The organism is Nitratidesulfovibrio liaohensis, from assembly GCF_011682075.1.
GTDB classification, from domain to species: Bacteria; Desulfobacterota; Desulfovibrionia; order Desulfovibrionales; family Desulfovibrionaceae; genus Cupidesulfovibrio; species Cupidesulfovibrio liaohensis.
This window is the reverse complement of the sequence record NZ_VSMK01000127.1, coordinates 1-6,266: the sequence shown is the minus strand read 5'-3', so window position 1 is coordinate 6,266 and position 6,266 is coordinate 1. Positions and strand designations below refer to the sequence as shown.

The window sequence follows — 6,266 nt, the reverse complement described above, 5'->3', positions numbered from 1 at the left end:
TCACGCCCGCATCGCCATGGCGGCTGCGGGCGTTGGAACGCGGCGCCACCGGCAGCAGCAGCCAGCCGCCGGGACGTCCGTTCGTGTGCATGCAGTGGGGTGCGCCGCTCATGGTGTCTCCGTGGGGTTCTCCGCCCGGCGCCGGATGGCGCCGTGTGGTGCCAAGCGGCGCCGGGCGGAAAGGATGCGGTTGCTGGGTGTGTCGTCACGAGCAGGATTTTTGTGCTCTGCCAAGGAAGGACAATTTTTTATGGAGGGAGCGTACTCTTCCCGTACGTGACCGGAATAAAAACTTGTTCTGACCTCGTTGCGCTCGATGTCCGTAGGGCTCGCAAGCTCGCCCAACGGGCACGCTTCGCGCCCTTCGGGTCGGTAAAGCAGAGGACAAAAGGACGCTCGTGACGGCACGCCCTAGTAGACCAGTTCGAACTTCTCCTCGGGCGCGTCGCGGTCGGCGCGGTCGAGCAGGACGCCCAGGATCTTTTCCATCAGGCGGATACCGCCCTTGTACCCCGTCACCGGGAAGTACTGGTGGCCCACCCGGTCCATGATGGGGAAGCCGAAGCGCACGTAGGGGATGTCCTCGTCACGGGCGATGTACTTGCAGTAGGTGTTGCCCATGATGAGATCGACGGGTTCGTTCTTGATCCACTGGTGGAGCAGGAACATGTCGCCCGCGGCGCGCACGTTGACGTCAAAGCCCTTGCCCGCGCACAGTTCCCTGATGCGCGCCTCGAACTTCTTGCCCGGCGTGCCGGTAACCACGTGGACGGGCTGCATGTCGAGCGTCAGCAGGAACTCGGTCAGCGCGATGAGCTGGTCCGGGTCGCCCACCAGGGCCACCTTCTTGCCGAAGAAGTACTGGTGGTAGTCGGAGATGACGTCGATGAGCTGGCCGCGTTCGAAGTTCACGGTGTCGGGCACCGAGGTGCCTGCCACGATGCGCAGGGCGTCGATGAAGCGGTCGGTGGCCTTCAGGCCGATGGGCAGGTCCAGCACCCGGCAGGGCACCTTGCACTGCGAATCCAGGGTGCGGGCCGCGTCGGCGGAACACCATTCGCCCAGGGCCAGGGTGCCGATGGCGTCGCCCGCGGCGCGAATGTCCTCTGCGGGCGTGCCCGCATCGGGGAACATGTGGTACTCGCCGGTCAGCGGACCGTTGAGCACGCCCGAGGTATCCGGGAACATGGTGAAGGACACGCCGATCATGCCGGCGATGCGCTTGATCTCCTCCATGTCCGCAGGTTCCACCCAGCCGGGGATGATGTTGACCTTGCCGTTCTTCTTGCCGGAAGCAACGGCCAGGCACTTCACCATGCCCTTGACCATGTTGGAGAAGCCGGTGACGTGCGAACCCACGTAGCTGGGCGTGGAGGCAAAGATCACCTGCTTGCCCGCGGGTACCTTGCCTTCCTTCACCGCCTTGTCGACGATCTGGTTCAGGTCGTCGCCAATGGTTTCGGACAGGCAGGTGGTGTGCACCGCGATGATTTCCGGTTCGTACACCGAGAAGATGTTCTCGATGGCCTGGAGCAGGTTGGCCTGGCCGCCGAACACCGATGCGCCTTCCGTGAACGAGCTGGTGGCCGCCGACACGGGTTCCTTGTAGTGGCGGGTCAGGGTGCTGCGGTGGTAGGCGCAGCAGCCCTGCGAGCCGTGGCTGTGCGGCAGGCAACCCTTGATGCCCAGGCCCGCGTACATGGCGCCGATGGGCTGGCAGGTCTTGGCCGGGTTGATGTTGAGCGCCGAGCGCTCCCTGATTTCCGTCGGGGTATGTCTGAGCAGCATGTCGTTTCCCTTCCTTGCCCGTTATTCCCAGACGTAGGTTGCCGAGAGCTCGGGGTTTTCTTCCCAGGGGGCCTTGAGGTCGTTCCAGACCTTGCTGGTGACCAGGCGCTTGATTTCCGTGTAGAAGTTCACCGCGCCCCTGAAGCCCGCATAGGGTCCGCCGTAGTCGTAGCTGTGCAGTTGCTTCATGGGCACGCCCATCTTCTGCACCGAGAACTTTTCCTTGATGCCCGCGCAGAACACGTCGGGTTTCAGGAGCTCGATCAGCTTGTCGGCCTCGTACTGGTTCAGGTCGTCGATGACGAGGGTGTCGGACTCCATCTGGGGCATCATCCCTTCGTAATCCTTGAAGGTGAAGCCTTCCTCGGCAAGGCGCTTCAGGTCTTCGTCAGACTTGCGCGGGACAAAGCGGGTGGCGTCCGGCGCGACCTCGATTTCCTCGATGTTGCGGCTGTCGGCATCCACCTTGATGGAGGGCATGACCTTGCGGCCTTCGTAGTCGTCGCGGTGGGCGAATTCGTACCCGGCGGCGATGGTCTTCATGCCCATTTCGGTGAACAGGTCCTGGTAGTGGTGGGCGCGCGAACCGCCCACGAACAGCATGGCCGTCTTGCCTTCGGTGAAGGGCTTCACGTCTTCCAGGGCCGCATGCACGGCGGGCATTTCTTCGGCGATGACTTCTTCCACCCGGTCGATCAGCTTCTTATCGCCGAAGTACTGGGCGATCTTGCGCAGCGACTTGGCCGAGGATTCGGCGCCGATGAAGTTCACCTTGATCCACGGGATGCCGTACTTGGTCTCCATCATTTCGGCCACGTAGTTGATGGAACGGTGGCACATGACGGCGTTCAGGTCGGCCTGGTGGGCGGTGGCGAAGTGCTCGTAGGTGGAGTTGCCGCTGAAGGTGGACACCAGGGTGATGCCGCACTTTTCCAGCACGCGTTCCAGTTCGAAGGCATCACCGCCGATGTTGTACTCGCCCAGCATGTTGATCTTGTATTCGCCAAGCTTGGGGGTATCGTCCTCACCCACCACGTGGGTGAATATCTGGTTGTTGGCGATGTGGTGACCCGCCGACTGCGAGACGCCCTTGTACCCTTCGCAGCTGAAGGCGAAGATGTTGATGCCGAGCTTCTCCTTCATCTTGCGGGCCACGGCGTGGATGTCGTCGCCGATGAGGCCCACGGGACAGGTGGCGAAAATGGCGATGGCCTTGGGATGGAAGGTGTCGTAGGCCTCCTGGATGGCCGCGATCAGCTTCTTTTCACCGCCGAAGATGATGTCCTCGTCCTGCATGTCCGTGGAGAAGGCGTAGGGCATGAAGTTTTCGGACGATTCCAGCGGCGCCTTGGTCTGGTTGCGGCGGGTGAGCCACGAGTAGAACCCGCAGCCGATGGGCCCGTGCGTGATGTTCACGATGTCGCGGGTGGGGCCCAGGATAACGCCCTTGCACCCCGCGTAGGTGCAGCCGCGCATGGTGATGATGCCGGGCGTGGTGCGCACGTTGGCCTGCACCTCGGGCACCACGTCGCCGTCCTTCACGTCGTTGATGACGATCTGCTTGGCGCGCTTGCGGGCGACCTTGGTGGGATACTTCTTGAGCAGCTCTTCCTTGACGGTCGCGACGTCGGGGATGCTCTTGTGCTTCAAAGCCATGATGTACCTCGTTGCTAGCAGTAGGCGTGGTTGCAAGGTGTAGTTTTGTTCGCTGGCCAGGAAAACGAGGCGGCCGCGAGGGAACATACTCTTCTTGTATTTGACCGAGTCGGCGCCGAAGTTTGACGCTTTGCTCTTGATGTCCGTAAGGCTCGCATGCTCGCCTAACGGCCACGCTTCGCGCCCTTCGGGTCAGTCCGCCAGCGGGCAAAAGAACCCTTGCAACGCGCCTACAGGATGGCCTTGTCGCCATGCTCGGCGGTTCTCACACGGTGGGCTTCCGGAACGGCGGTGACGAAGATCTTTCCGTCGCCGGGCTTGCCCGTCTGGTTCACCTTGATGATGGCCTCGACCACGTCACTGACCTGGTCGTTGGGCACCACCACGGTGACCACGCGCTTGGAATACAGCCTGCCCTTTTCACCGAGCAGTTCCACGGCCTCTTCGAACCCTTCCTTGGCGCCTTCCAGCAGGTCGCTGCTGACCAACCCCTTGCCCCGGCCGAAGGCCTCGTGGGCGTAGAAGCCGTTCACGCCCGCCTCGGTCAGCGCCTTCTTGGTCTGGTTCATCTTGTTCAGGCGCACTACGGCCATGATCTCCTTCATGCCGCGGCCTCCTCGATGTCGGGTTCCTTCACGCCGGAGCTGATGGTGTAGACCTCTTCAACCGGGGTGACGAAGATCTTGCCGTCGCCGAAGGCGCCCTTGGCGCCGGTGCGGGCCGCTTCCATGATGGTGTCGATGACGAACTGCCTTTCGCTGGCCTTCACCACGCTGATCAGCAGGGTCTTGGGAATTTCGTCGTAGGTGATCTCGCCGATCTTGATGCCGCGCTGCTTGCCGCGCCCGGCCACGGACATCTTGGTCACGGCCGGAAAGCCTGCGGCCATCAGGGCGGCCAGCACGTCGTCGGATTTTTCGGGTCTCACGATGGCACGAACCATGATCATCATCGCCGTTCTCCTTCAGCTTGGGTGGCAGTCGTCTGTTGGGTTCTCATCAGGCGCTGTTTCCGAACGAGGAGTTCCGTTCGTCGGCAAGGAAAACGAGTCTGGCATGGAGGGAGCGGCAGCCGTTATGCGAGTCTCCGAGCATTACGGATGGCGACCGCAGAGCGATTCTTGTCGTATTCGACCGGAGTGCCAGACGATGTTTGACGCAGCCGACGGGCGGAAGAACCGTTCGGAACCGGACTAGGCTTCGAACAGGCCGTAATCCATGAGCAGCTTTTCCAGTTCCGCGATCTGGAGGGGCTTCGGCACCACGAACATCTGGTTTTCGTCGATGGCTTTCGCCAGGTTGCGGTAGTGCTGGGCCTGGCCGTGTTCGGGCGAGAACTCGATGACGGTCTGGCGGTGGATTTCGGCGCGTTGCACCTGGTTGTCGCGCGGGACGAAGTAGATCATCTGGGTGCCGATCTTGCGGGCCAGCTCCTCGATCATTTCCTTTTCGTTGTCCACGTTGCGCGAGTTGCAGATAAGGCCGCCAAGGCGCACCGCGCCCGATTCCGCGTACTTCATGATGCCCTTGCAGATGTTGTTGGCCGCGTACATGGCCATCATCTCGCCGGAACACACGATGTAGATTTCCTCGGCCTTGCCGTCGCGGATGGGCATGGCGAAGCCGCCGCACACAACGTCGCCGAGCACGTCGTAGAACACGTAGTCCAGCTTCTGGTCTTCCTCGTACGCGCCAAGGGATTCCAGCATGTTGATGGAGGTGATGATGCCGCGGCCCGCACAGCCGACGCCCGGTTCGGGGCCGCCCGATTCCACGCAGAGGGTGGTGGAGTAGCCGGGCTTGCGGATATCATCGAGTTCCACGTCCTCGCCCTCGTCACGCAGGGTGTCGAGCACCGACTTCTGGGCCAGGCCGCCCAGCAGCAGACGGGTGGAGTCGGCCTTGGGGTCGCAGCCGACGACCATGACCTTGCGGCCCAGGGCTTCCGCGAGACCGGCAACGGTGTTCTGCGTGGTCGTGGACTTGCCGATGCCGCCCTTACCGTAGATGGCCACCTTTCTCATGATATCCTCCTGAAGATTCACGCCCGACCGGGTGTTGGATTGGCCGGGGTGTGTTCGCCGTGACTGGCGTGCCCATGCAACGACACGCATAGGGCAAACCCCGTGCCAGTGCGGCCATCACAACATAACACGTTGAAACAGCATGCTTTATTCGCACGACAGGGGGCCCGTACGCACGTCGGACGCGACACGGATGCAGCGACCATTTTGTCGCATGCGACAAATGCGTTGTTCCCGACAGGGTCGGAACGGGGCGTGGAGGAGACGATCAGGGGGTTGCAGCGGGGCAGCGGCAGGATTTGCGGCTCGCGGGTACGGCGCGGGCCGAAGCACCGGCACGGAGGGATGTGGTGCCGTGCCCGCGCGCGCAATGTGCCGGATCGCAAGGAAAAGCAGCGACACGCTTGCGGGGGACGAACCGCACGGCTCCTGAAAACGCCCGGCACGGAGAAGGGAAGTCCCGGGCCTGCGCCGCCATGGGCGGTCCGGTTGGCATCGACGATGCATGAACAGGGCGTCCGGTTCACGCGGATGTCCGCCCCGCCCTTTTCCTCCGCCGTCACCCACACCAGAACCTGCGGGGCCGGGGCGGCTCCGCCATTCTTCGGGGAGGCCGCATGCTGCTCGACACCACCCTGCGCGAAGGAGAACAGTCCTTCGGTACCTATCTGTCCATGACCGACCGCGAGCGCGTCCTGCGCGGCCTTGCCGCCGTGGGCGTGCCCGAGGCCGAAGTGGGCTGGGCCGGACGCGACGACCTTGCGGACATGCTGGCCCTGTCGGCCCGCGTGGCCCCCGG

General features: G+C 63.0%; 5 protein-coding genes and 1 pseudogene. 1 reads left to right on the top strand and 5 read right to left on the bottom strand.

The features are described from left to right. Positions 1-411: 411 nt before the first annotated feature. The 5 genes from nifK to nifH form a co-directional block, all read right to left on the bottom strand. Positions 412-1,788 (bottom strand): nitrogenase molybdenum-iron protein subunit beta, encoded by a 1,377-nt coding sequence (nifK, locus tag FVW27_RS05600; protein ID WP_167123451.1) that lies wholly within the window; start codon positions 1,786-1,788, stop codon positions 412-414. 21 nt (positions 1,789-1,809) lie between these two features. Continuing rightward, entirely contained in the window at positions 1,810-3,444 is a 1,635-nt protein-coding gene (gene nifD, locus FVW27_RS05595) for a nitrogenase molybdenum-iron protein alpha chain (protein ID WP_167123449.1), read from the bottom strand. 230 nt (positions 3,445-3,674) lie between these two features. After that, on the bottom strand, positions 3,675-4,049 hold the full coding sequence (locus FVW27_RS05590; protein ID WP_035068235.1) for a P-II family nitrogen regulator: 375 nt from the start codon (positions 4,047-4,049) through the stop codon (positions 3,675-3,677). Continuing rightward, positions 4,046-4,396: a P-II family nitrogen regulator gene (locus tag FVW27_RS05585; protein WP_167123447.1), complete on the bottom strand. Its 351-nt coding sequence runs from the start codon at positions 4,394-4,396 to the stop codon at positions 4,046-4,048. Before FVW27_RS05585 ends, FVW27_RS05590 begins: the two co-directional genes overlap by 4 nt. 240 nt (positions 4,397-4,636) lie before the next feature. Continuing rightward, a complete protein-coding gene (gene nifH, locus FVW27_RS05580) occupies positions 4,637-5,467 on the bottom strand; it encodes a nitrogenase iron protein (protein ID WP_015946240.1) in 831 nt (276 codons plus the stop codon). A 617-nt stretch (positions 5,468-6,084) separates the two neighbouring features. Here nifH and FVW27_RS05575 point away from each other — a divergent pair. Continuing rightward, a pseudogene (locus FVW27_RS05575) lies at positions 6,085-6,266 on the top strand (LeuA family protein); the annotation flags it as partial.